Consider the following 25,925-nt stretch of genomic DNA (forward strand, 5'->3'; position numbering starts at 1 on the left):
GTTTTTTATATTGCTGGTTTCTTCCATTCATAAAACCATCGGCAGGTATGATGCCGCAGCGTTTTTTTAAAGGTGTATGTAATACTTTTCTGCCCATTTAATGTGTTAATGTGTGCATTTATTATTTTAGGGCCGGTATTCTTATCTTTTGTTCATAAGGAAGTAAGCCCCGTTTTAAGAAGGCCAAAGCGACGTTTAAAACTGTCGTTGATAATCGCTGGTACTTGTTGGGGGAGGGGCAATATGAAACCGAGAAGGTAACGTTGATATGGTGTTGTGCTGAACCTGAAGTTGGTTAATAATGTTCGTTAAATAAAAAGGTCCGCTAACGCACATATTAACTTTTCTTTCTCTTTTTGCACGTTTTTGGCGTAAACGTGTAAATTCCGCCATGTTACATAGTATTTTCCTGTACAGGGAAGGATATTTTAAAACATCCATAAAAATATTTAAATTAAACAATACCCTTTCTGACAGAGTTGTAAACGCATTCAATAGAAATCAGTTAATTTGAATCGTCTAATTATTTTTGAAAAGTGGTTGACCAGAAAGAACAAACGGCGTATTATAATCGTCAAATACATTTTTTCGTTAAATTATCTTCATAATATATTAGTAAAACTTGCCGGTTTTCGTGCAGGACTTATGCTTAGCGATGAAGGTTATGCAGCTGAATATTCAGCAGACAGCTTTTTCATTCTTCGCCGTGATGTGTATACGGCTGACGAAATATGTTTGACTGGCAGGCGGCAGAAAACCAGGTGTGAGGACGCCGCATATATTGGGAGCTTTTTGTCAAAAAGCAGCAGCCGCTGGGGGAACATTTGCAAAGAATGAGAACTTCGGTGAATTCTCAAAAAAACATGAAAAATAAATAATTATTTGTTATGATAGAATTACGATGAAGAGGACAAGTAATTTCTGGCGCTCAGGTATCGACAGAGAGCCGCGTGAGCTGAGATGCGGTGGTGCCACCAGGGATGAACTCACCTCCGAGTGCTTTTGTGAACGGACGCTCTACTAGCAAAAGCCGGGTGCAATCAATATCCTTTACACCCGTTATCAAAATAGACAGAGCTTTATTCTGTCGCTGAGGCGGCTAGTGCAGCCGTGAAGAAGGGTGGTACCGTGGAAAGCAAATCTTTTCACCCCTTCGGTCAGGTCACTTCCTGATCGAAATGGGTGAAAAGATTTTTTTTTGAATCCAATCATACACATTACTGAAAACGTAAGTATTAGTCATTGTCACACGCATTTTTGCGAAAAATGAAACACAAAAGCCGTAACCGGTTATAAGGAGGAAGTGAAAGATGAGTCCAAAGGTAACAGAAGTAGACGGACGCGAATTAAAGGTAGAAAATCAGGAAATGACAGGTTCAAGCATGCTCATACAAGCATTGGCAAGGGAAAATGTGGATGTCATCTTTGGTTACCCAGGAGGAGCCATTCTTCCTACCTATGATGAGATTTACCGAACCGGCATTCGCCATATCTTAGCCCGTCATGAACAAGGCGCTGTCCATGCTGCTGAAGGGTATGCGAGAGTATCAGGAAAAGCAGGTGTCTGTGTCGTAACGTCTGGTCCGGGAGCGACCAACGTAGTGACGGGGCTGGCTGATGCGATGATTGATTCCTTGCCAATGGTTGTTATTACAGGGCAGGTTGCTACATCTGTTATCGGTACGGATGCCTTCCAGGAAGCCGATGTAGTCGGGGTGACGATGCCTGTCACAAAGCATAATTTTCAAGTGCGTGAAGTAGAAGAGCTTCCGCGGGTTATTAAAGAAGCTTTTCACATTGCGACGACTGGACGTCCAGGTCCAGTGCTCATTGATTTACCCAAAGACGTGTCGGTTGCAAGCGGCTTTTTCAACTACGACCAAGACGTCGATTTACCTGGTTATCAGCCAACTGTTGTACCAAACAAACTGCAAATTAAAAAGCTGGCAGAAGCGGTAACAAAAGCTAAAAAACCTGTACTGTTAGTCGGAGCTGGTGTTCTTCATTCCAAAGCTTCTAAAGAACTGCTGGATTACGTAGAACAGCAGCAGATTCCTGTAACATCCACACTGCTCGGTCTCGGAGCATTTCCCGGCAGTCACAAGCTGCATTTGGGAATGGCCGGAATGCATGGTACGTACACCGCAAACATGGCGCTGCACGAAGCAGACCTGCTTATTAATGTGGGGGCACGATTTGATGACCGCTTAACTGGAAACTTGAAGCATTTTGCGCCGGAAGCTGTTGTAGCACACATTGACATTGACCCTGCTGAAATTGGGAAAAATGTTGAGACAGCAATCCCAGTTGTCGGAGATGCAAAAGAAGCACTTCGTATGCTTGTTGAAGTAGATGGACGCCCATCAGCATGTGATGAATGGAAAGAACAAGTACAGCAGTGGGCTGCAGAATATCCGCTCTGGTACAACGAGGATGATACTACGCTGAAGCCGCAGCGCCTCGTTGAAATGATCTATGAGGAAACCGGCGGTGAAGCGGTTGTTACCACAGATGTAGGACAGCACCAAATGTGGGCAGCACAATTCTATAAGTTTGATAAGCCAAATCGGTGGGTAACATCCGGCGGACTAGGCACAATGGGCTTTGGTTTTCCATCAGCTATCGGCGCTCAATTTGCAGAGCCGGATAAGCAAGTAGTAGCTGTTCTAGGTGATGCAGGTTTTCAAATGACAGCTCAGGAAATGTCGATATTGCAAGAGTTAAACCTGCCTGTGAAGATTATTTTGGTAAACAATGCATCACTTGGGATGGTTCGCCAATGGCAGCAATTATTTTACGAAGAGCGTTATTCCAATTCCCTCTTTCCAATCCAGCCGGATTTTGTAAAAATGGCTGAAGCCTATAACATTAAAGGCTGGAAAGTGGAAAATCCAAATGACATGCAGCAAACGCTAAAAGAAGCATTGGATTATAACGGTCCTGTATTAGTGGATTGCCGCGTAGCCAAAGAAGAAAATGTTTATCCGATGATTGCCCCTGGCAGTGGTCATCATGAAATGGAGGGAATTAAACCGTGAAGCGTACAATCATTGCAACTGTAAACAATACTTCTGGTGTGATGAACAGAATCACTGGTTTGTTTGCGCGCAGACACTTTAATATAGAAAGCATTACTGTTGGGATGACAGAAAACCCATCTGTATCGCGTATGACATTTGTTGTGAATGTGGATAATCAAAGAGGGCTCGACCAAGTGATCAAACAGCTCAACAAGCAAGTGGATGTATTGAAGGTCCGCGATATTACCGATGATGCGATTGTTGCAAGAGAGCTTGCTTTAATTAAAGTGGTGGCTGCTCCGCAGCATCGCGGAGAAATATCGTCGCTTGCTGAGCCTTTCCGTGCGTCCATTGTTGATGTTGGAAGAGAAAGCGTGACATTGCAGATAACCGGAGATCAGCAAAAAGTCGAAGCATTTATTGATTTATTAAAACCATATGGCATCAAAGAATTAGCCCGTACAGGTATTACTGCCTTTAAGCGGGGGACGAACAAAAGTGTTTTTGAAAGTCCCAAATATTCCATTATTAACTAAAAAATAACAAGATATTAAAGGAGAGAGGAATCATGGCAAAAGTATTTTATAACGGAGATGTAAACGAAGGAATTTTACAAGGGAAAACAGTAGCAGTCGTAGGTTATGGATCCCAAGGGCACGCACATGCACAGAATTTAAGAGAAAGCGGCGTAGAAGTTGTTATTGGTCTTCGCAAAGGGAAGTCTTGGGAGAAAGCGGAAGAAGACGGTTTTGAAGTACTTACTGTAGGCGAAGCAGCTGATAAAGCAGATGTTATCATGATCTTGCTTCCAGATGAACTGCAGCCAACTGTTTATGAAAATGAAATTAAGCCAGTGTTAGAAGCAGGAAAATCATTAGTATTTGCTCACGGCTTCAACATTCACTTTAATCAAATCGTACCACCATCTGATGTAGATGTATTTATGGTAGCACCAAAAGGCCCGGGGCATATCGTGCGCCGTACATTTGAAGAAGGTGCCGGTGTTCCAGCGCTCATCGCCGTTTATCAAGACGCAAGCGGTCAAGCAAAAGATACTGCGCTTGCTTACGCAAAACAAATTGGTGCAGGCCGTGCAGGTATTATGGAAACAACATTCCAAGAAGAAACAGAAACAGACTTGTTTGGTGAGCAAGCTGTACTCTGCGGTGGTACATCTGCGTTAGTAAAAGCTGGCTTTGAAACTCTTGTAGAAGCTGGTTATCAACCAGAAGTTGCTTATTTCGAGTGTCTGCACGAATTAAAGCTTATTGTTGACTTGATGTATGAAGGCGGACTCGAAGGTATGCGCTATTCCATCTCCGACACAGCACAATGGGGAGACTTCCAAGCTGGACCTCGTGTAATTAATGAAGGAACAAAAGACGCTATGCGCGATATCTTGAAAGACATTCAAACTGGTAAATTTGCAAAAGGATGGATTCTTGAAAACCAAGCAAATCGTCCGGAGTTCAATGCTACAAATGCCCGTGAAAATAACCATCTTATTGAAGAAGTTGGCCGCGAGTTGCGTGAAATGATGCCGTTTGTTAAAGGCAAATCAAAAGGAGTGGTGGGTAGTGCGAAAAATTAACGTTTTTGACACGACGCTTCGTGACGGGGAACAAACCCCTGGCGTGAATTTGAATTTTGAAGAAAAAATTCAAATTGCGACACAGCTGGAACGCCTCGGTGTTGATATCATCGAGGCCGGCTTTCCGGCAGCTTCTGAAGGAGATTTCCAATCGGTGAAAAATATCGCTGATACAGTAAAGGGAAGTTCTGTTACCGGACTTTCTCGTTCCGTACAAAAAGAAATCGATGCGGCGTGGGAAGCGTTAAAAGGCGGGGAGGAGCCAAGACTTCACGTATTTATTGCTACCTCTCCTATCCATATGAACCATAAACTTCGCATGACACCAGACCAAGTCATTGAAAATGCAGTTGAATCGGTAAAGTATGCTAAAAAGCGGTTTCCGCATGTGCAGTGGTCAGCAGAAGATGCATGCCGCTCCGATATTGATTTTTTAACAAAAATTATCGAGAAAGTAATTGATGCAGGAGCTGACGTAATCAACCTTCCTGATACAGTTGGCTACATTACACAAGAGGAAATACGTCACGTGTTCAGCCACGTTCGGGAAACGGTTCCAAATATTGATAAAGCAGTGTTGTCCACGCATTGCCACGATGATTTGGGCATGGCAGTTTCTAACTCCCTGGCAGCCGTTGAAGCAGGTGCCGGACAAGTGGAGTGTACGATTAATGGGATTGGTGAGCGTGCCGGTAATGCATCCCTAGAAGAAATTGCGGTCGCCCTAAAAATCCGAAATGATTTTTATCAAGCCGAAACCGGCTTAACTTTAAACGAAATTAAGCGCACTAGCAGCCTCGTCAGCAAATTAACAGGAATGGCAGTGCCAAATAACAAAGCGGTTGTTGGTGATAACGCATTTGCCCATGAATCGGGTATTCACCAAGACGGAGTACTGAAAGAAACATCTACGTACGAAATTATCACTCCGGAATTGGTCGGTGTCCATGCAAACCGTATGGTGCTTGGTAAACTTTCTGGCCGCCACGCGTTTAAAGAGAAAGTCGAAGCGCTTGGATACAATGCAACAGAAGAAGAAATTAATAAAGTATTTAAAGCATTCAAAGATTTGGCTGATAAGAAAAAGGAAATTACAGACGAAGATATCTTTGCGTTAATGACAGATGAAAAAGCTGGCGAAGCGGTTAAGTTCTATGAAATAGAAACGCTGCAAGTTAATTATGGAACGAATAATGTTCCTACCGCAACCGTTTCGATGCAAAACCCGGATGGAGACATCGTGCAAGAAGCAGCAACTGGCTCTGGAAGTGTGGAAGCTGTGTATAACACGATTGAACGCATCCTGGGCAAAGAAGTAACGTTGAATGATTATCGTATTCAGTCTATTACTGGCGGCAGAGATGCACTAGCCGAGGTATATGTACACATCGGTTATGATGGGGAAGAAGCATCTGGCCGTGGAACGGCAAACGATGTGCTAGAAGCTTCTGCAAAAGCGTATATTAATTCGGTGAACCGCATTCTTAACCTTAAAAGGTGGCCGCGTCCTAAAACAGAGAAAGTACACGTATAATTATTACGCTGCAGTTGTAAAGGGAGAGGAAGAAGATGGAGAAAACAATCACAGTTTTGCCTGGTGACGGCATTGGCTTAGAAGTAGTAAAGGCTACTACAGCTGTACTGGATAAAACAGCTGAACTGTACGGCCATTCATTTAAATATCAATACGCAGATATTGGGGGGGCTTCTATCGATAAACATGATAATCCGCTCCCTCAAGAAACAATTGACACATGCTTAAATAGTGACGGAGTGCTTTTGGGAGCGGTTGGCGGTCCTAAATGGGACAATCTGCCGGGGGATAAGCGTCCAGAAAAAGGACTGCTCGGTATTCGCAAAGCGCTCAACTTATTTGCAAATCTTCGTCCAGTGACTGGGCATGAGAGTTTAACAGATTCTTCTACTCTTCGAAAAGAAGTAGTAGATAATGTAGATTTAATGATTGTTCGTGAATTAACCGGAGGTCTCTACTTTGGCGAGCCGCAAGAGCGCCGGGAAGTAGATGGAGAAGAGGCAGCAGTAGATACACTGCAATACAAAAAATCCGAAATCGAGCGGATTGTCCGCCAAGCGTTCGAACTGGCCCAAGTTCGCAGCAAAAAGTTGACTTCTGTGGATAAAGCAAACGTATTAGAGTCGAGCCGCTTATGGAGAGAGGTAGCCGAGGAAGTGAGCAAAGACTATCCGGATGTCGAACTTGACCATATGCTCGTTGATAATGCAGCGATGCAGTTAATTCGTGATCCGAAACAGTTTGATGTTGTCGTAACAGAAAATATGTTCGGTGATATTCTAAGCGATGAAGCTTCCATGCTCACCGGATCATTGGGAATGCTTCCATCCGCTAGTATCGGAAGCGAAACACCAGGATTGTACGAGCCTGTACACGGTTCCGCTCCAGATATTGCCGGGCAGGGCAAAGCTAATCCATTGGCAGCGATTTCTTCGGCAGCGATGATGTTGAAATATTCATTTGGGCTGCATGAAGAAGCGGCAGCTATTGACCGTGCTGTTTCCACTGTTTTAACAGATGGCCACCGCACAGGAGATATCGCAAAAGAAGGCGAAGACGTTCTTTCTACTGATGACATGCTAGAGAAAGTTTTACAAGCGTTGAAATAAAACAGCTTACAAGCAAAGTGAGGGAAGTTTGATGACACAACCAAAAACAATCATTGAAAAAATTTGGGAAAATCATATGGTGCATTCCGAACCTGGGAAGCCGGATTTGCTCTACATCGATTTGCAAATGGTGCACGAAGTAACATCTCCGCAGGCGTTTGAAGGACTTCGTTTGAGCGGAAGAAAAGTTCGCCGCCCTGATTTAACGTTTGCAACGATGGACCATAACGTTCCAACAGAAAACCGTGAATCTATCACCGATGCTGTTGCTAAAAAGCAAATGGAAACACTTTCTAACAACTGTAAGGAATTCGGTATTGAAGTGGCAGACTTAGACAGCCCAAACAACGGTATCGTGCACATTATCGGCCCAGAGCTTGGCTTAACACAGCCGGGGAAAACCATTGTTTGCGGGGACAGCCACACCTCTACACACGGTGCGTTTGGTGCGTTAGCGTTTGGAATTGGAACGAGTGAAGTGGAACACACACTAGCAACACAGACGCTTTGGCAGTCCAAGCCAAAAACAATGGAAGTTCGCGTCAATGGCCGTTTGTCCAAAGGCGTCACAGCAAAAGATATTATTCTAGCAATTATCGCTAAATACGGTGTTGACTTTGGTACAGGACATGTATTGGAATACACTGGTGAAGCGATTAGCGGACTTACGATGGAAGAAAGAATGACTATCTGTAACATGTCGATTGAAGCTGGTGCACGTGCTGGCTTAATCAGCCCGGACCAAGTAACATTTGATTACCTTGAAGGACGCGAAAAAGTACCTTCTGGTGAAGCATTTGAGCGCAAAGTAGAAGAGTGGAAAGCGCTAGCGACGGATGAAGGTGCTCAGTACGATGCAGTCGTAGAAATTGACAGCAGTGAGATTGAACCAATGGTTACATGGGGAACGAATCCATCACAAGGTGTCGGTGTTGGCGGAAGCGTACCGTCCCCGGAAGAAGCAGATTCGAGTGCCGGACGTAAAGCCATTGAACAATCACTAGAGTACATGGATTTAAAACCAGGAACAAAAATGACGGATGTTTCCATTCAGCATGTATTTATTGGTTCCTGTACGAATGCTCGTATCAGTGACTTGCGCGAAGCTGCCAAAGTAGCAGAAGGGCGTAAAGTGGCAGATGGTGTAAGAGCGATGGTTGTTCCAGGGTCTCAAAAAGTCAAGCTGCAAGCAGAAAAAGAAGGGCTTGATAAAATCTTTATGGAAGCCGGCTTTGATTGGAGGCAGTCCGGCTGCAGCATGTGTTTGAGTATGAATCCAGACTTCGTGCCGGAAGGAGAGCGTTGTGCCTCTACGTCGAACCGTAACTTTGAAGGCCGTCAAGGAAAAGGGGCAAGAACACACTTAGTCAGCCCGGCAATGGCAGCGGCTGCTGCAGTGAACGGTAAATTTGTCGACATCCGTGAGATGGAAGAAGCTACGGTTTAAGAGATACGCGTACGTGCTTCGAACAAAACAAAGAAGGTGATGAATATGGAACCTATTACTAAACATAAAGGGAACACTGGGATACTGCCACGTGTTAACGTAGATACAGACCAAATCATTCCAAAGCAGTTTTTAAAGCGTGTAGAGCGCACTGGTTTTGGACAATTTCTCTTTTTTGACTGGCGTTTTCTTGCTAATGGAAAAGACAACCCAGATTTTGAATTAAATCAACCGCAGGCAAAAGACGCAACAATCTTAATAGCTGACCATAACTTTGGCTGCGGCTCTTCTAGAGAGCACGCGCCTTGGGCATTGCAAGATTATGGTTTTCGCGTTATTATTGCCCCAAGCTTTGCTGACATATTCTATAATAATTGTTTTAAAAATGGTATCCTTCCTATTAGATTAGATGAAGAAAATGTTTATAAATTAATGGAAAATGGGAAAGATGATATATACGAAGTAACCGTTGACCTTGAAAGCCAGACGATTACAGACGGTAATGAATTCAAAGCAAGTTTTGATATCGATCCATACTGGAAGGAAATGCTGTTAAAAGGCTGGGATGAAATCAGCCTTACACTCCAGTATGAAGATAAGATTTCCCAGTACGAAGAGAAGATGAATGCATAAAGCAGGAAAGACGGCCTGTCATAAGGCCGTCTTCTTGTACATACAGCAGTTTGTCGTACTGGAATAAGGAGGACATGGGATGAAGAGGGAAGACACAGCTAAAAAGATCGTCCCTTTCCCTGGATCAGCAGACAAACTGGTAAATGACGGTTTGAAACTTTTAAAAAAAGGTGATAAGCACGACTCTCTTCGTCAGTTTCTTGAAGCGCTGCAGCACGAGCCTGGTCATGAAGAAGCTTCTTATGGACTTTTGCTGGCGTATGCCGATACAGGAAAGTTTCAAGAGGGAAAACAACTGGCGGAAAAAATGATGCAGGAAGCTATTGGCGATTATTTTGAAGTGCTGCAAGTATATGTTTCTATTCTCGCTCAATTAGGAGAATATGAACATATTGTCACCATGCTCGAAGCAGTACTGGCAGAGCAGCCTTTTCCAGCGCGGATGGCTGAACAGTTTTATGAACTGCTAGAGCTGTCCCGCCATATGAGTGAAACAAAAGCGGAGCCAATGCCAACAGAAGAGTTGGAACCTGTTTTAGAAGAACAGCTTGCCAGCTGGGAAAATACTTTTTGGCACGGTGGTTCCGAACAAAAATTAAAGACGATACATGATATGCGGACACGTCAGCCGCAGGAAGTCCTGCCGCTTTTAAAAAAACTTCTGGGCAACGAGCAAGCATCGCCGCTTCTGCAAAGTTTTATGTTGTTTTTGTTAAAAGATTGGAAAGTGGAAGACAGTGTATGGGTAGAAAAGTTAGGCCGCAAAGGGGAATTTTCTCCTGCTACCCTTCGACCAGTAAAAGACAGCACTTCTTACATAAAGTCATCACAGTGGCTTGAGAAAGCCCTTGGTCACGATAACCCAGTATTAATGCACCATGCACTGGAATTGTTAAAAGAAATTTTATTGTTTTATTATCCCTTTCCACCTTCTATGCAAATTGAACCGTTAACAGCGGTTCTGCATTATGAGGCTGCCAGACAGAGCGGAATACATACGGATGTGTCACACATCACACAGCAATATGACGTATCAGACGACCAGTTTTGCCAGGTGCTGCAAGATTATGAAAAAATAAAACCGACATTATCAGACATTTGATATAAGCAATGGAAAAATGAGCCAACCGTATTTCAATCAATGTTATCCATTGAAATGAATAGGCGATATGTTATAATGTAATGGTTGTAAATACGGATAACTACCTATGAAACTTGGAGGGAAAAGATAAATGAGCGCCAATTGGGAAAAGCAAGAAGGCAACCAGGGCGTATTAACTGTCGATGTAGAATCTGAGAAATTCGACAATGCTCTGGATCAAGCATTTCAAAAAGTAAGAAAACAGGTGAATGTACCTGGTTTCCGAAAAGGAAAAGTACCACGCAAAATTTTTGAACAGCGCTTTGGTGTTGAAGCACTCTACCAAGATGCTGTGGATATCATTCTTCCAGAAGCATATTCCCAGGCAGTGGAAGAAACTGGAATTGAACCGGTAGACCGTCCTGAAATTGATGTGGAACAGGTAGAAAAAGGTCAAAACCTCATCTTTAAAGCGACAGTTACCGTTAAGCCAGAAGTTGAGCTTGGCGAATATAAAGGGCTTGAAGTAGAAGAGTATGACACGACTGTTACTGAAGAAGAAGTGGAAGAAGCATTGAAACAACTGCAAGAAAACCAAGCGGAACTTGTTGTTGTAGAAGAAGGAACTATTGAAAACGGAGATACCGTTGTGATGGACTTCGAAGGCTTTGTAGACGGTGAAGCATTTGAAGGCGGACAAGCAGAAAACTACTCTCTTGAAATCGGTTCTGGCTCTTTCATTCCTGGATTTGAAGAGCAGCTGGTAGGATTGAATCCTGGGGATGAAACAGAAGTCAATGTAACATTCCCTGAAGAGTATCATTCGGAAGAACTAGCTGGAAAAGAAGCGGCATTCAAAGTGAAAGTACATGATGTAAAACGCAAAGAGCTTCCAGAACTGGATGATGAATTTGCAAAAGATGCAGACGAAGAAGTGGAAACGCTAGAGGAATTGAAGAAGAAGCAAGAAGAAAAACTAAAGCATGATAAAGAGCATGCCAAAGAGCATCATGAGCGCGACACCGTTGTAGAAAAAGCTGCGGAAAATGCGAGTGTTGATATACCAGAAGCAATGATTTCTACAGAAATGGACCGTATGATGCAAGAGTTTGATCAACGCTTGCAAGCACAAGGAATATCTCTAGACATGTATTACCAAATTGCTGGCACAGATGAAGAAGGCATGAAGGAACAATTCAAGCCAGAAGCAGAAAAGCGTGTTAGCATGAATTTAACACTAGAAGCAATCGCTGAAGCAGAAAATGTTGAAGCAACAGATGAAGATGCAGAAAAAGAATTAGACAAAATGGCTGAAATGTACCAGCGCGATAAAGAAGAAATCCGCAATCTGCTTGCTATGCAAGGAGGAACGGATGCCTTGAAAGGTGATCTTCGCATTCAAAAGGCCATTGACTTCCTCGTAGAAGAAAGCAAAACTGTTCCAAAGAAAGAAGACAGTGACGAAGAGGGTAGTGACAGCGAAGAATAATAAAAAAAACAAGCCCTGAAAGCCAAACTTGACTTTTAGGGCTTGTTTTCCTTTACACATAACAGATATAGCTCTGACTTTTATCTCTCGGTAAAAACATGTATAGTAGGAACAAAGCAGCTATTTAAAAAGGGTGTTTACATAACAAGAATTTATTGATGAAACTGGATGTTTTTTAACAGGAAGGGAAGAATAGACACAGCATTCTGCTGATAGTTATGTTTTGAGGCAGGATATTTCAGGTGGTTTATCGTATTATTTCATGTCGGGTATGTTTGTGTGATACAATGCAAACCATAACCTATTCAAAGAAGTGGAATTTGGGTGCACGGCGTTTTAGAAAAATGCAGGAAAAGCCTTTTTAGTGTACTGAAAATAAATCGTTCGTGTACAATATATAAGTAAGGGGTGAAGACCATGTTAAAATTTAACGATGAAAAAGGGCAGTTGAAATGTTCCTTTTGCGGAAAAACACAGGATCAAGTGCGCAAGCTTGTAGCTGGTCCAGGTGTTTATATATGTGATGAATGTATTGAACTTTGCACGGAAATTGTGGAAGAAGAACTTGGTACGGAAGAAGAAGTAGAATTTGAAGAAATTCCGAAACCTTATGAAATTAATGAAATTCTTGATGACTACGTTATTGGTCAGGAGCGAGCGAAAAAATCACTGTCTGTTGCAGTGTATAACCACTATAAACGTGTTAATTCTTCTACAAAAACGGAAGATGTTGAGTTGTCAAAGAGTAATATTTGTTTAATTGGTCCGACAGGAAGCGGGAAAACATTGCTTGCGCAAACATTAGCGCGTATTTTAAACGTTCCGTTTGCGATTGCGGATGCAACGTCTCTAACAGAAGCTGGTTATGTTGGTGAAGACGTGGAGAATATTCTCTTGAAGCTCATTCAAGCAGCAGATTATGATGTTGAAAAAGCTGAAAAAGGCATTATATACATCGATGAAATTGATAAGGTAGCTAGAAAATCAGAGAATCCTTCGATTACGCGTGATGTATCTGGCGAGGGTGTACAACAAGCCTTGTTAAAGATTTTAGAAGGAACGACAGCAAGTGTACCGCCGCAGGGTGGACGTAAACATCCTCACCAAGAATTTATTCAAATTGATACGTCAAACGTCTTGTTTATTTGCGGCGGTGCTTTTGATGGCATTGATCAAGTTGTAAAACAACGTCTCGGTAAAAAAGTTATTGGATTTGGGTCAGAAACGGAAAAGTCTGATCTGGATAAGGATGAGTATATGAGCAGGATTTTACCGGAAGACTTGCTGCGCTATGGTTTAATCCCTGAATTTATCGGGCGCCTGCCTATTATTTCAAGTCTTTCCCAGCTTGACGAGGAAGCGCTGGTAGAAATTTTAACCCAGCCGAAAAATGCACTCGTGAAGCAATATCAAAAGCTGCTCGAGATTGATGATGTGGAATTAGAATTTACAGATGATGCACTGAAAGAAATCTCGCAAAAAGCCATTGAAAGAAAAACAGGGGCACGCGGTCTTCGCTCTATTATCGAAGGAATCATGCTTGATGTAATGTATGATCTTCCATCAAAAGAAAACATTGCAACTTGTGTGATTACAGCAGAGAGCGTAACAGATGGAGCATCACCAGTGCTTAAGACAAAAGATGGAAAAGAAATTTCATTAGAGCAGGCAGAGACGAAAAAAAGTGAAAGTGCCTAACGGAAATAGTGAAAGTCGTCCCGGTTTTTAGCCGGGACGTTTTTTTTGCTCGACAATATTTGTTGGGGTTTTAGAAAAAGATTCTGCATCCAATGCTGGGTGGGAACGGCGTAATAAGCGGAGTAACCAAAAACATTCGTTTCCAGAAAATATGCTCTCGACGGAATTTCCTTATGAAAAGTGTTATATATCAAACAAGTGGAGGAAGGAAAAGCATCGTTAGTACAATCGGTCATCAGCAAGAGGATTTGTGTCATTAGGTCTCGTATGATTTTTCAAACGATCAACCATACTAAAGACCACACAGACGGATGAAATAGGGGGAAATCCATATGAATTTCACAACGATTGCACTTCTGATACAGCTTGTCTTCGGTGTTATTATCGGGATGTATTTTTGGAACTTGCTAAAAAACCAACGCTCTCAAAAAGTTACTGTTGACCGTGAGTCAAAAAAAGAAATGGAGCAGCTGCGACGTCTGCGTGCACTGTCTCTTTCAGAACCTTTATCAGAAAAAGTCCGCCCGTCTCAACTGCATGAAGTCATTGGACAAAAAGAAGGAGTCAAAGCATTGAAAGCGGCACTGTGCGGGGAAAACCCTCAGCATGTATTGATTTATGGACCACCCGGTGTAGGGAAAACTGCGGCTGCACGATTAGTGCTGGAGGCAGCTAAAAAAAATTCATTATCTCCGTTTAAACAAGATGCGGCGTTTGTAGAAATGGACGGTGCTACCTCGCGCTTTGATGATAGAGGGATAGCAGATCCATTAATAGGATCGGTGCATGATCCGATTTATCAAGGTGCCGGTGCAATGGGACAGGCAGGGATTCCGCAACCGAAACAAGGGGCTGTCACGAAAGCACACGGGGGAATGCTTTTTATAGATGAAATCGGGGAGCTTCACAGTATACAATTAAATAAATTATTAAAAGTACTGGAAGATAGAAAAGTCTATTTGGATAGTGCCTACTACAGTGAAGAAAACCGTCAGATTCCAGTCCACATTCACGATATTTTTCAAAACGGCCTTCCAGCTGATTTCCGGCTTGTCGGTGCAACAACACGGAAGCCAGAAGAGCTGCCAGCAGCTTTACGGTCGCGCTGCATGGAAATATATTTTCGTGGATTGGATGCGGATGAAATTAAAACAATTGCTAAAGATGCTGCTAAAAAGAGCCGGATTGTGCTAAGCGAAGAAGCGGCTGACTTAGTTGCTAAATATGCACACAACGGAAGAGAAGCTGTGAACACCGTGCAAATAGCAGCTGGGGTTGCCGCGGAAGAGAACAAAAAAGAAATTACAAAAGACGTCATTGAGTGGGTTGTTACACAAAGCAGACTTAGTCCTCGTTTAGAAAAGCAAGTGAGAGAGAAGCCGCAAGTAGGTGTGGTGAATGGTTTAGCTGTTACTGGAGCTGGCAATGGCATGCTCATTGAAATTGAAGCAACAGCCAAAAAAGTCAAAAGTCAAGGAGAGGTAACGGTAACTGGTATTGTTGAAGAAGAAAACCATGGCAGTGCAACGTATTCCATGAAACGAAAAAGTCTAGCCAAAAGCTCTGTTGAAAATGTTGTCACCGTTTTGCAGTCGTTTCACTTGCCAGTGAAAGAGTACGACATTCATGTGAACTTCCCAGGAGGAATACCAATTGATGGACCATCTGCAGGTGCAGCGATGGCGTTGGCTATTTATTCAAGTATTAAGCGTTTTAAAGTAAGTGAAAAAGTTGCTGTAACAGGAGAATTAGGTATTCACGGAGATATTAAGCCTGTTGGAGGTGTTGCTGCAAAAGTAGACGCAGCGGTGAAAGCAGGAGCTACGCACGTTTTCGTACCAATCGACAATGACCAGCAATCATTTCACATGTATGAAGGCGTCACGGTGCAGCCGTTAAAGCGGATGGAAGAACTGCTAAAAGAAGCACTCCTGGTAGACGAAAAGGAAGAATGGAAAGAGCCTGTGCTTCCCCTGCATGAAGCGCCAGTTTCTCCGGCAAGTCTGTCATAAAAGAATATCCAGCTGGGCAAAACAGCGATAGTTCCGTTATTAGACAAACACTCTATAAATAGGATAGAATTGATACAGTGTCTTTCGGGTGTTGAAAATAAAAAAGCTTAAGCCCGCTTCATGAAATCCACAAAAAGCGGGCTTTTTTATCACAACATTGAATACATATGTAAGACGTTTATGTATGACAATCCTGCCTTGTCAGGTATACTAAGATAAGATTATTGGGGGTGCTGTCTGGTGAGCGATCAAAAGACGAGAACGATACCATTACTACCGCTTAGAGGCTTGCTTGTTTTTCCAACGATGGTGCTTCATCTTGATGTGGGACGGGAAAAATCGGTACAGGCTTTAGAACAAGCAATGGTAGACGATAGCGAGATTTTTCTAACGAGCCAGATTGATTTGTCTGTAGATGAGCCCGAAGAAGATGATATGTATCATAACGGAACATTAGCTAAAGTAAAGCAAATGCTAAAGCTCCCGAATGGCACGATACGTGTCCTTGTTGAAGGGTTGAAGCGGGCCAAAATCAACCATTTCATGGACAGAGAAGACTATTTTGAAATCGAAATGGCCGTTTTAGAAGAAGAAGACAGTGGAAAAGATTCCGAAGAACAAGCGCTGATGCGTAACGTTATTGAGCAGTTTGAGCAGTACGTTAATATTTCGAAGAAAGTATCAAATGAAACGCTGCAATCTGTGCAAGATATATCGGAACCGGGGAGACTAGCCGATATTGTGTCATCACATCTTCCTTTGAAGGTAGCAGAAAAACAAGAACTGCTAGAAACCATCAATGTGCGTGATAGACTGATGCGCATTTTAGAAATTTTAAATAACGAAAAAGAAGTGCTGGGTTTAGAACAGAAAATTGGCCAGCGTGTAAAAAAATCCATGGAAAAAACGCAAAAAGAATATTATTTGCGTGAACAGATGAAAGCCATTCAAAAAGAACTCGGTGAAAAAGAAGGTAAATTGGGAGAAGTAGAGGAACTGCGCGGAAAAATAGAAGAAGCAGACATGCCTGAAAATGTAGAAGAAAAGGCTTACAAAGAGCTGGACCGCTACGAGAAAATGCCGTCTACATCTGCAGAAAGTTCCGTCATTCGAAACTATATTGAGTGGCTTACTCAAATTCCGTGGAAGGAAGAAACGACCGACCGGCTTGACATTAACCACGCACAAGATATTTTAGATGAAGACCATTATGGATTAGATAAAGTGAAAGAGCGTGTTCTCGAATATCTTGCGGTACAAGAACTGACGCAATCTCTGAAAGGTCCGATTTTATGTTTAGCCGGCCCTCCAGGTGTCGGAAAAACTTCCCTTGCTCGTTCAATTGCCCGTGCGTTAGAGCGGAACTTTGTCCGTATTTCATTAGGCGGTGTAAGGGATGAAGCAGAAATCCGCGGACATAGACGGACGTACGTTGGAGCTATGCCGGGACGAATTATTCAAGGCATGAAAAAAGCCGGCTCGATTAATCCTGTGTTTTTGCTTGATGAAATTGACAAAATGGCCAGCGATTTTCGCGGTGATCCTTCTTCTGCGATGCTTGAAGTGCTGGACCCAGAACAAAACAACGCGTTTGGTGACCATTATATTGAAGAAACATATGATTTATCCAAGGTCATGTTTGTTACAACAGCAAATAATGTTTCGGCGATTCCAGAGCCGCTCTTAGACCGAATGGAAATTATCTCGATTGCTGGGTATACAGAAATTGAAAAGCAAGGTATCGCGAAAGGGCATTTGCTGCCAAAGCAAGTTGAAGAGCATGGCCTGACGAAAGGGAAAATTCAAGTTAAAAATGATGCTTTATTAAAGCTGATTCGCTACTATACGAGAGAAGCGGGCGTACGGAGCTTAGAACGTGAAATCGCGACGGTATGCCGAAAAGCAGCTAAAAAAATTGTGTCAGGAGAGCGTAAACGCGTTGTTGTTACGCCAAACACAGTCGAGGAAATGCTTGGCAAACCAAAGTTTCGGTACGGGCAAGCGGAAGCAGAAGACCAGGTTGGTGCTGCTACTGGTCTGGCTTATACGACTGGGGGCGGCAATACGTTGTCGATTGAAGTATCGCTTGCCAAAGGAAAAGGCGAGCTGACATTAACCGGTAAGCTTGGAGACGTCATGAAAGAGTCTGCTCAGGCAGCATTTAGCTATATCCGCTCGCGCTCGGACGACCTGGAAATTGACCCGGATTTTCACGAAAAATATGATATTCATATCCATGTGCCAGAAGGAGCTACACCAAAAGACGGACCATCTGCAGGTATTACTATGGCGACAGCACTGATTTCTGCACTCACTGGCAGAAAAGTGAAGAAAGAAGTAGGGATGACAGGGGAGATTACCCTGCGCGGCAGAGTCCTTCCGATTGGCGGCTTGAAAGAGAAGAGCATGAGTGCTCATAGAGCTGGCTTGGAAAAAGTTATTATTCCAAAAGAAAATGAAAAAGATTTAGAAGACATCCCGGAAAGCGTCAGAGAAGACTTAACCTATGTGACTGTTACACATTTAGACGAAGTATTAGAGCATGCATTGGGGGAGAAACATGAAAGTAAATAAAGCGGAGCTGATTATTAGCGCCGTGCAAACCGAACAGTATCCAAAGAACCGTCTGCCGGAAATCGCTCTGGCAGGACGGTCCAATGTTGGAAAGTCAACGTTTATTAATACACTGCTGACAAGAAAAAACTTGGCTCACACCTCTTCCAAGCCCGGAAAAACCCGGACACTGAACTTTTATAACATCAATGATGAGCTTACTTTTGTTGACGTCCCAGGGTATGGATATGCAAAAGTATCCAAAGCAGAAAGGGCTTCTTGGGGAGAAATGATTGAAACATATCTAACAGAGCGTAAGGAGCTGCGCGGTGTGGTCCAAATTGTCGACGTCCGGCACAAACCGAGCGCTGAAGACTTGCAGATGTATGAGTACTTAAAATATTTTCAGCTCCCGGTCATTGTTATTGCAACAAAAGCAGATAAAGTATCAAAAAATAAACGCCCAAAACATGTAAAACAAGTAAAAGAAGCAATGCAGCTTGAAAAAGAGGATAAGATTATTTTGTTCTCTGCTGAGACGGGACAAGGAAAAGAAGAAGCGTGGAAAGAAATCAGGCATTTAATGAGTACGTAAAGCGTGCATATAAAGGAGTTGAGTGCCTGTTTTAATGAATGTCAAGGAGTGTTCAAATTAAATTTTTTGCGGCACTTGCCATGCGTGTTATAATAATAATTGTTATAAATAGAGCATAATAAAAACAAGGAATAGACGAACAGCAACTTAATGCAAAGGGGCATGTATTTTCGCCTGTTTAAGCTGTTGAAATGATTTTATGTTTGATGTGGAAAGGAATGTGGGGGGAACAACCATGCATATATTAGCAGCTGGACTAGATTATAAAACAACCCCTGTGGAAATAAGAGAAAGATTGGCTTTTCAAGATGATGCGCTTCCGGAAGCCCTTCAGCAGCTTCGCGGCATGAAAAGCGTGTTAGAGTGCACCATTGTTTCAACTTGTAACCGGACGGAAGTGTATGCTGTATGCGACCAGCTGCATACCGGCCGCCATTTTATTAAAAAGTTTCTATCACAATGGTTTAATGTGCCTGTTGAAGAGTTCAACTCTTATTTAAATATTCGTGAAAACGATGCTGCTGTGCAGCATTTGCTGCGGGTTGTTACTGGCCTGGACTCTATGGTACTAGGAGAAACGCAAATTTTAGGTCAGGTAAAAGACAGCTTTTTATTAGCTCAAGAACAAGGTGCAACAGGTACCGTCTTTAATGAGTTATTGAAACAAGCTGTGACATTTGCAAAAAAAGTTCACCATGAAACAGAAATCAATGATAATGCTGTATCGGTCAGCTATGCTGCAGTCGAGCTTGGCAGAAAAATCTTAGGCGATTTTAGGGACAAGCACGTCATGATTCTTGGTGCCGGCAAAATGAGTGAATTAACAGCAAAGCATCTGCATGCCAATGGTGCCAAAGACGTCACGGTATTAAACCGTACGTATGCAAAAGCTGCGGAGCTGGCGGAGAAGTTTTTAGGCAAAGCAGAAAGCATGACAGAGCTTCAAGCAAGCATCCAAAAAGCGGATGTTGTGATTTCTTCAACTGGGGCAAACGAGTACGTCATCAAAAAAGACATGATGGAACATGTATTGAAAAAGCGTAAAGGCCGCCCGCTTTTTATGGTGGATATTGCGGTTCCAAGAGATTTAGACCCAGGGATGGACAGCTTGGACAATGTCTTTTTGTATGATATTGATGATTTACAAGGAATCGTTGCAGCTAACTTAGAAGAGCGCAAGCAAGAAGCGGCCAAAATTGAAGAAATGATTCAAGATGAACTCAAACGCTTTAAAGAATGGGTTCACACACTTGGTGTGGTGCCGGTTATATCTGCTTTAAGAACCAAAGCGTTAAACATCCAAGCTGAAACAATGGACAGCATTGAACGAAAGCTGCCTGACTTAAGTGAACGAGAAAAGAAGGTCCTGCGCAAACACACAAAAAGTATTATTAACCAAATGCTTCGTGACCCAATTACAAGAGCAAAAGAACTTGCTGCAGAACCGGATGCCGATGAAACTCTAGCATTGTTTACAGAGATATTTGCGTTAGAAGAAGAGGTCGAATTGGCCAAGGAAGCGGAAGAACAGCAGGCAAAAGTAGAGGAAGCAGAGTCACAATGGAATAAACGCAAAAAACACTCTCTTCTTCCTTACGCCTATGGAAAAGATGTCAAAGTCCGCTCCTGAGAGAGGAGTTTTAACATATGGTTGCTGCAGGTGTCATTTATGTTGTAACCATTGTGTTATACAGCTTGAGTGTACTTGGATATTTCATTGATTTTATGCAGAACAACCGGAAGGTGAACCGTATCGCCTTCTGGTTGCTTTCTATTGTTTGGGTGCTGCAAACCGTCTTTTTCTTTATTCGGGCGCTGGAATATGACCGCCCTCCCATTATTACACCTTTTGAAGGTTTATTTTTTTATGCTTGGCTCCTGGTCACAGTTTCTCTCGTTATCAACCGCTTTGCTCGAATAGACTTTCTCGTCTTCTTTATGAACATTGTTGGTTTTGCAATGATGGCGTTTAGTTTGTTTCGTCCAAGTGGAGATGTGCCAGCAGGGCTGCATGATTTATTAATATCGGAACTGCTCGTTGTACATATTACGCTCGTTTTGCTGGCTTATGCAGCGTTTACTGTAGCGCTTGCATTTGCATTGATGTACATTTTGCAACATCAGTTATTAAAACGGAAGCAATGGGGAAAAAAGTTATTAAGGATGGAAAATTTACCAAAAATGGAAAAGTGGTCTTTTCGAATGACTTTAATTGGCGTCCCTTGTATGCTTCTTGGATTGATTTTAGGGTTTGTATGGGCTTCGATTCAGCTTCAGGAAATGCCTTGGCTGGACGCAAAAGTAATCGGTTCGTTAGCGGTACTAGTCGTTTACAGCCTGTATATGTACTTATGGGCAGTAAGGCAGCGCCGAGGGTACAACATGGTGGTGTTAAATATAGCTGGCTTTTTAGTGGTGCTAATTAATTATTTTTTATCCGGAGAGTTAACTGACTTTCATCTTTGGTATTTTTAGCTTGATGACAAACATTTGGAGGTAAACCATGCGCACGATTGTTTTAGGAACAAGAAAAAGCAACTTAGCAATGAAGCAGACAGAGTGGGTAATTGCGCAGCTAGAAAAATTTGATCTGCCATATCGTTATGACATAAAAAAGATTGTCACAAAAGGTGATAAAATTTTGGACGTTACGCTTTCAAAAGTAGGGGGCAAGGGTCTGTTTGTCAAAGAAATTGAGCAGGCGATGAGTGATAAGGAAATTGACATCGCTGTACACAGCATGAAAGACATGCCAAGTGAATTGCAGGATGGATTTACGATTGGTGCAATCACAAATCGTGTTGACCCGCGTGATGCCTACATTGCGAATAATCATGTCCGCTTAGAAGATTTGCCTGCAGGGGCTGTTGTTGGTACGAGCAGCCTGCGCCGGTCGGCTCAAATCCTTGCTTACCGTCCTGATTTAGAAGTGAAGTGGATTCGCGGCAATATTGAAACGAGATTACGTAAGCTTCGTGAAGAAAATTTTGATGCGATTATTTTAGCGTCTGCTGGCTTAGAGAGAATGGGGTGGAGCGAGGAACTTGTCACTCAATACTTAGATCCAGACGTGTCTCTCCCGGCAGTCGGCCAGGGAGCACTCGGTCTTGAATGCCGGGAAGATGACAAGGAAGTGCTGGAGATTCTCTCTCATCTAAATGACGAAGCAGTACGCAAAAGAGTAACAGCAGAACGGGCATTTTTGCAGGCGGTAGAAGGCGGCTGCCAAGTGCCAGTTGGGGGATACGCAACATTAGAAGCCGATGGAGAGATAAAACTGACAGCTCTTGTTGGTTCCCCTGATGGGAAAACAATTTTAAAAGAAATGCGGAGCGGATATGATCCTGTGCAAGTTGGACAAGATGCCGCCCACCTTTTGCTTGAACAAGGAGCAAAAGAGATTTTGGATAAAGTGAAAGCAGAGCTTGATGGCCAATGAGTTTGCCGTTAACCGGGTATTCGGTTCTTGTCACCCGGCCGCTTCGGCAGGCATCTTATTTTGCCAAACGTATTGAAGAAAAGGGGGGGACAGCCAGCGTTCTTCCCTTAATTCATACAGTCCGCCTGCAAACAGCGTGGGAGCAATATCACAATGTGTTACAATCAGCATTATTTGACTGGATTGTGTTTACAAGCGCAAATGCCGTACGCTATTTTCAAACATGGCTCCGTGAATGCAAACACGATATTACGGGTCAGGCACGTATTGCAGCTGTTGGCAAAAAAACAGCTAATGTGCTGCGTCGTGAAGGATATTCGATTGAAGTTGTACCAGACAAGTTTGATGCTGAATCACTCGCAAGGGTATTAGTGAATCATGTGAAGCCGGGAGAGCGTGTTCTGTTCCCAAAAAGCGCTCGAGCAAGAAATGTCATCCCGCCCGTTCTAAGGCAGCAAGGTGCAGAGGTAACAGACATGCCCCTTTATACGAGTGAACCTTTTTATGAAAATAAACCATTATTAATGCAAAAGATTCAGGAAAAGCAGCTCCACGTCCTGACTTTTACGAGCCCGTCTACTGTAGAGGCATTTTGTGAGTTTGTACAAGATATAGACCGCTCGCTTTGGGAAAGTATTCCTGTTATTTGTATCGGTCCAGTGACAGAAAAAGAAGCCATGAAACAAGGTTTCACTCAGGTTGACGTTGCAAAGTCATACACAGTAGAAGGGATGCTGCAGGCGTTACTAGATCGGAAATAGGTAAGGAAAAAGAAGCAACGGAGGAGGAAAGCGCAATGGGAGAATTAAACTTTCATCGTCATCGCCGTCTGCGCCGCTCAGCCGGCATGCGTGCGATGGTAAGAGAAACAATTCTTCAAAAAGAAGATCTCATTTATCCAATCTTTGTCGTTGAAGGAGAAAATGTCAAAAATGAAGTTCCATCGATGCCAGGGGTCTACCAAGTATCACTTGATAACTTAACCGAAGAAATGAATCAATTAGAAGAGCACGGTGTACTTTCTGTTATCGTCTTTGGCGTCCCAAATCATAAAGATGACTGCGGCAGTGAAGCTTATGCGGAAAATGGAATCGTTCAGCGTGCGATTCGACAAATAAAAAGAGATCATGCCAGTCTGACGGTAATTGCCGATACATGCTTGTGCCAATACACCGACCACGGCCATTGTGGTGTCATTGAAGATGGTGTGATTCTAAACGATCCATCGCTTGAATTATTGACAAAAACAGCTGTATCACAGGCAGAAGCAGGGGCGGATGTTATTGCTCCGTCAAACATGATGGATGGATTCACTGCTGCGATTCGACAAGGATTAGATGAAGCTGGATTCACCGATATTCCAATCATGTCCTATGCCGTGAAATTTGCATCTGCATTCTATGGTCCGTTTCGCGATGCGGCCCACAGTTCTCCATCATTTGGCGACCGCAAAACGTACCAAATGGACCCTCCCAACCGCCTGGAAGCCCTCCGCGAAGCACAGTCCGACTTAAGCGAAGGAGCTGATTTTTTAATTGTCAAACCAGCGCTTTCTTATTTGGACATCGTTCGGGATGTAAAGGATAAAACGGGCGTGCCAGTTGTTGCGTATAACGTCTCCGGCGAATATGCGATGATTAAAGCTGCTGCAGAAAAAGGCTGGATTGATGAGAAAGAAGTTATCATGGAAAAATTAACGAGCATGAAACGAGCTGGCGCTGATTTAATTGTAACGTATTTCGCCCTGGATGCAGCACGCTGGATCGACGAAGAAAAATAACCGATTCTATTTGCAGACGTATGAGATAATGTTGCTTGAAAAAAGGAGTGCTTGACATGAGAACATTTGAAAAATCACAGGCAGCGTATAACAAAGCGGAACCTTTAATGCCTGGAGGAGTAAACAGTCCAGTAAGAACCTATAATTCTGTCGATCACGCACCGGTCTATATGACGGAAGGGAAAGGCAGCAAAATCAAAGACTTGGACGGCAACGAATATATTGACTATGTCCTGTCATGGGGACCTCTCATTCGGGGCCACGCAGATGATCATGTTGTAGAGCAGCTGAAAAAAACAGCAGAAAAAGGAACAAGCTTTGGAACGAGCCATGAAATGGAAACCAAACTAGCAGAACTCGTTATAGACCGAGTACCATCGGTAGAAGTGGTACGTATGGTGAATTCAGGCACGGAAGCAACGATGAGCGCTCTTCGCCTGGCCCGTGGATACACAGGGCGCGACAAAATTGTCAAAATGGAAGGCTGCTACCATGGCCACGGTGATTCATTGTTAATAAAGGCGGGGTCTGGTGTAGCAACGCTGGGACTCCCAGACAGCCCCGGGGTGCCAGGATCGATTGCGGAAAACACCTTAACCGTTCCTTATAATGATATTGAAAGTTTACAGTTAGCGTTTGAAAAATACGGAGAAGATATTGCAGCAGTCATTATGGAGCCTGTGGCTGGAAACATGGGAGTTGTGCCTCCGGAAGAAGGTTTCTTGCAGCAAGTTCGCAATATCACAGAAAAAAGCGGCAGCCTTTTGATTTTTGATGAAGTGATGACAGGTTTTCGTACAGGCTATAACTGCGCACAAGGTGCATTTGGTGTGACACCGGACTTAACATGTTTAGGAAAAGTGATCGGCGGCGGACTTCCGGTAGGTGCTTATGGTGGTAAGCGAGAAATTATGGAACAAATAGCTCCAACAGGACCTATTTATCAAGCTGGTACATTGTCAGGGAATCCTCTTGCTATGACTGCGGGGTATGAAACGCTGCAGCAGTTGACTCCAGAGGATTATGACCGGTTTGAAAAGCTGGGAAAACAATTGGCTGATGGACTGGAGGAAGCGGCTGCAAAACATAGTATCCCGCATCATATTAATCGAGCAGGTTCAATGATTGGTCTTTTCTTTACGGATGAAAAAGTGATTAATTTTGAAACGGCTAAAACATCTGATCTTGACTTGTTTGGCAGGTACTTTAGAGAAATGATGCAGCAAGGTATTTCTTTAGCGCCTTCTCAGTTTGAAGGCTTGTTCCTGTCGACGGCTCATACGGAAGAAGATATTGAACAAACCGTCGAAGCAGCGGAAAAAACGTTTGCGAAAGTTAAATAAAAAAAGAGAACAGTATTCCTATGAAGGGGCTCAACTTTCATAGGATTTTTTTTGGAACCGAACTGAGCTGCTGGCGTATAATGGGTATAAACCTAATGTCGTTTCAAAAAAATTCCTGTCGAAAAAGGGTTGCATTATAGAAGATATATATTTAGAATGAGAAACACAGATTGCACAAGAGCGATTATTCGTCTCTGAAAAAATCTTTTTAAAAAAACTATTGCGTTTCATTATCTCAGATGCTATATTATTAGTTGTCGCTGAAAAGACAGCGCAGAAACGACAAAAAACATCAAAAAAGTTGTTGACATTAATTGCACAACTTGGTATGATATTAATTGTCGCTTTGAAAGGCGGCGAGCAGTTGTCCTTTGAAAATTGAATGAAAGTCAAGCGTCTGTTAATTTCTTTATACAAGAAGCAACAGCCTGTATTAAACACTTTATGATGTATTTTTCATGGAGAGTTTGATCCTGGCTCAGGACGAACGCTGGCGGCGTGCCTAATACATGCAAGTCGAGCGCGGGAAGCAGTCTGATCCCTTCGGGGTGACGATTGTGGAACGAGCGGCGGACGGGTGAGTAACACGTGGGCAACCTGC

Annotated in this window: 19 protein-coding genes and 1 rRNA gene; all 20 read left to right on the top strand. The window is 43.1% G+C overall.

Annotated features, from left to right (window positions below):
• Window positions 1-1,310 precede the first annotated feature (1,310 nt).
• A complete protein-coding gene (gene ilvB / locus BLT18_RS05615) occupies window positions 1,311-3,038 on the top strand; it encodes an acetolactate synthase large subunit (protein WP_091272006.1) in 1,728 nt (575 codons plus the stop codon).
• Window positions 3,035-3,556, top strand: a complete 522-nt coding sequence (gene ilvN / locus BLT18_RS05620) for an acetolactate synthase small subunit (protein ID WP_091272008.1) — start codon at window positions 3,035-3,037, stop codon at window positions 3,554-3,556. Before ilvB ends, ilvN begins: the two co-directional genes overlap by 4 nt.
• A gap of 32 nt (window positions 3,557-3,588) precedes the next feature.
• Complete coding sequence (gene ilvC / locus BLT18_RS05625) at window positions 3,589-4,611, top strand: ketol-acid reductoisomerase (RefSeq protein ID WP_091272010.1); 1,023 nt, start codon at window positions 3,589-3,591, stop codon at window positions 4,609-4,611.
• Entirely contained in the window at window positions 4,598-6,145 is a 1,548-nt protein-coding gene (locus BLT18_RS05630) for a 2-isopropylmalate synthase (RefSeq protein WP_245705187.1), read from the top strand. Before ilvC ends, BLT18_RS05630 begins: the two co-directional genes overlap by 14 nt.
• Before the next feature lie 35 nt (window positions 6,146-6,180).
• A complete protein-coding gene (gene leuB, locus BLT18_RS05635; RefSeq protein ID WP_091272013.1) occupies window positions 6,181-7,254 on the top strand; it encodes a 3-isopropylmalate dehydrogenase in 1,074 nt (357 codons plus the stop codon).
• 31 nt (window positions 7,255-7,285) lie between these two features.
• The gene (leuC, locus tag BLT18_RS05640) at window positions 7,286-8,701 is read left to right on the top strand and encodes a 3-isopropylmalate dehydratase large subunit (RefSeq protein ID WP_091272015.1); all 1,416 of its coding nucleotides are present in this window, start codon (window positions 7,286-7,288) and stop codon (window positions 8,699-8,701) included.
• Between the two features lie 45 nt (window positions 8,702-8,746).
• Complete coding sequence (leuD, locus tag BLT18_RS05645; RefSeq protein ID WP_091272017.1) at window positions 8,747-9,334, top strand: 3-isopropylmalate dehydratase small subunit; 588 nt, start codon at window positions 8,747-8,749, stop codon at window positions 9,332-9,334.
• Window positions 9,335-9,413: 79 nt separating this feature from the next.
• Window positions 9,414-10,436: a tetratricopeptide repeat protein gene (locus BLT18_RS05650; RefSeq protein ID WP_091272019.1), complete on the top strand. Its 1,023-nt coding sequence runs from the start codon at window positions 9,414-9,416 to the stop codon at window positions 10,434-10,436.
• 130 nt (window positions 10,437-10,566) lie between these two features.
• Complete coding sequence (gene tig / locus BLT18_RS05655) at window positions 10,567-11,904, top strand: trigger factor (protein ID WP_091272022.1); 1,338 nt, start codon at window positions 10,567-10,569, stop codon at window positions 11,902-11,904.
• A 417-nt stretch (window positions 11,905-12,321) separates the two neighbouring features.
• Window positions 12,322-13,602 (top strand): ATP-dependent protease ATP-binding subunit ClpX, encoded by a 1,281-nt coding sequence (gene clpX / locus BLT18_RS05660; RefSeq protein WP_091272024.1) that lies wholly within the window; start codon window positions 12,322-12,324, stop codon window positions 13,600-13,602.
• Window positions 13,603-13,934: 332 nt separating this feature from the next.
• On the top strand, window positions 13,935-15,614 hold the full coding sequence (gene lonB / locus BLT18_RS05665; RefSeq protein WP_091272026.1) for an ATP-dependent protease LonB: 1,680 nt from the start codon (window positions 13,935-13,937) through the stop codon (window positions 15,612-15,614).
• A gap of 240 nt (window positions 15,615-15,854) precedes the next feature.
• Window positions 15,855-18,188 (top strand): endopeptidase La, encoded by a 2,334-nt coding sequence (gene lon / locus BLT18_RS05670; RefSeq protein ID WP_091272028.1) that lies wholly within the window; start codon window positions 15,855-15,857, stop codon window positions 18,186-18,188.
• Window positions 18,175-18,762, top strand: a complete 588-nt coding sequence (gene yihA, locus BLT18_RS05675; RefSeq protein ID WP_091272030.1) for a ribosome biogenesis GTP-binding protein YihA/YsxC — start codon at window positions 18,175-18,177, stop codon at window positions 18,760-18,762. The genes lon and yihA overlap by 14 nt, the downstream gene beginning before the upstream one ends.
• Before the next feature lie 235 nt (window positions 18,763-18,997).
• Window positions 18,998-20,392 carry a glutamyl-tRNA reductase gene (gene hemA / locus BLT18_RS05680; RefSeq protein WP_091272032.1) on the top strand — a complete coding sequence of 465 codons (1,395 nt, stop codon included), beginning with the start codon at window positions 18,998-19,000 and terminating at the stop codon, window positions 20,390-20,392.
• A 17-nt stretch (window positions 20,393-20,409) separates the two neighbouring features.
• Window positions 20,410-21,237 carry a cytochrome C assembly family protein gene (locus BLT18_RS05685; RefSeq protein WP_091272034.1) on the top strand — a complete coding sequence of 276 codons (828 nt, stop codon included), beginning with the start codon at window positions 20,410-20,412 and terminating at the stop codon, window positions 21,235-21,237.
• Window positions 21,238-21,265: 28 nt separating this feature from the next.
• Complete coding sequence (gene hemC, locus BLT18_RS05690) at window positions 21,266-22,201, top strand: hydroxymethylbilane synthase (RefSeq protein ID WP_091272035.1); 936 nt, start codon at window positions 21,266-21,268, stop codon at window positions 22,199-22,201.
• Window positions 22,198-22,962, top strand: a complete 765-nt coding sequence (locus tag BLT18_RS05695) for a uroporphyrinogen-III synthase (protein ID WP_091272036.1) — start codon at window positions 22,198-22,200, stop codon at window positions 22,960-22,962. Before hemC ends, BLT18_RS05695 begins: the two co-directional genes overlap by 4 nt.
• A gap of 35 nt (window positions 22,963-22,997) precedes the next feature.
• Window positions 22,998-23,981 (top strand): porphobilinogen synthase, encoded by a 984-nt coding sequence (gene hemB, locus BLT18_RS05700; RefSeq protein ID WP_091272039.1) that lies wholly within the window; start codon window positions 22,998-23,000, stop codon window positions 23,979-23,981.
• Between the two features lie 56 nt (window positions 23,982-24,037).
• Window positions 24,038-25,324: a glutamate-1-semialdehyde 2,1-aminomutase gene (gene hemL / locus BLT18_RS05705; protein ID WP_091272041.1), complete on the top strand. Its 1,287-nt coding sequence runs from the start codon at window positions 24,038-24,040 to the stop codon at window positions 25,322-25,324.
• A gap of 455 nt (window positions 25,325-25,779) precedes the next feature.
• A 16S ribosomal RNA gene (locus BLT18_RS05710) occupies window positions 25,780-25,925 on the top strand; the annotation flags it as partial.

The sequence above is a fragment of the Alteribacillus persepolensis genome (assembly GCF_900099605.1).
GTDB lineage: Bacteria > Bacillota > Bacilli > Bacillales > Marinococcaceae > Alteribacillus > Alteribacillus persepolensis.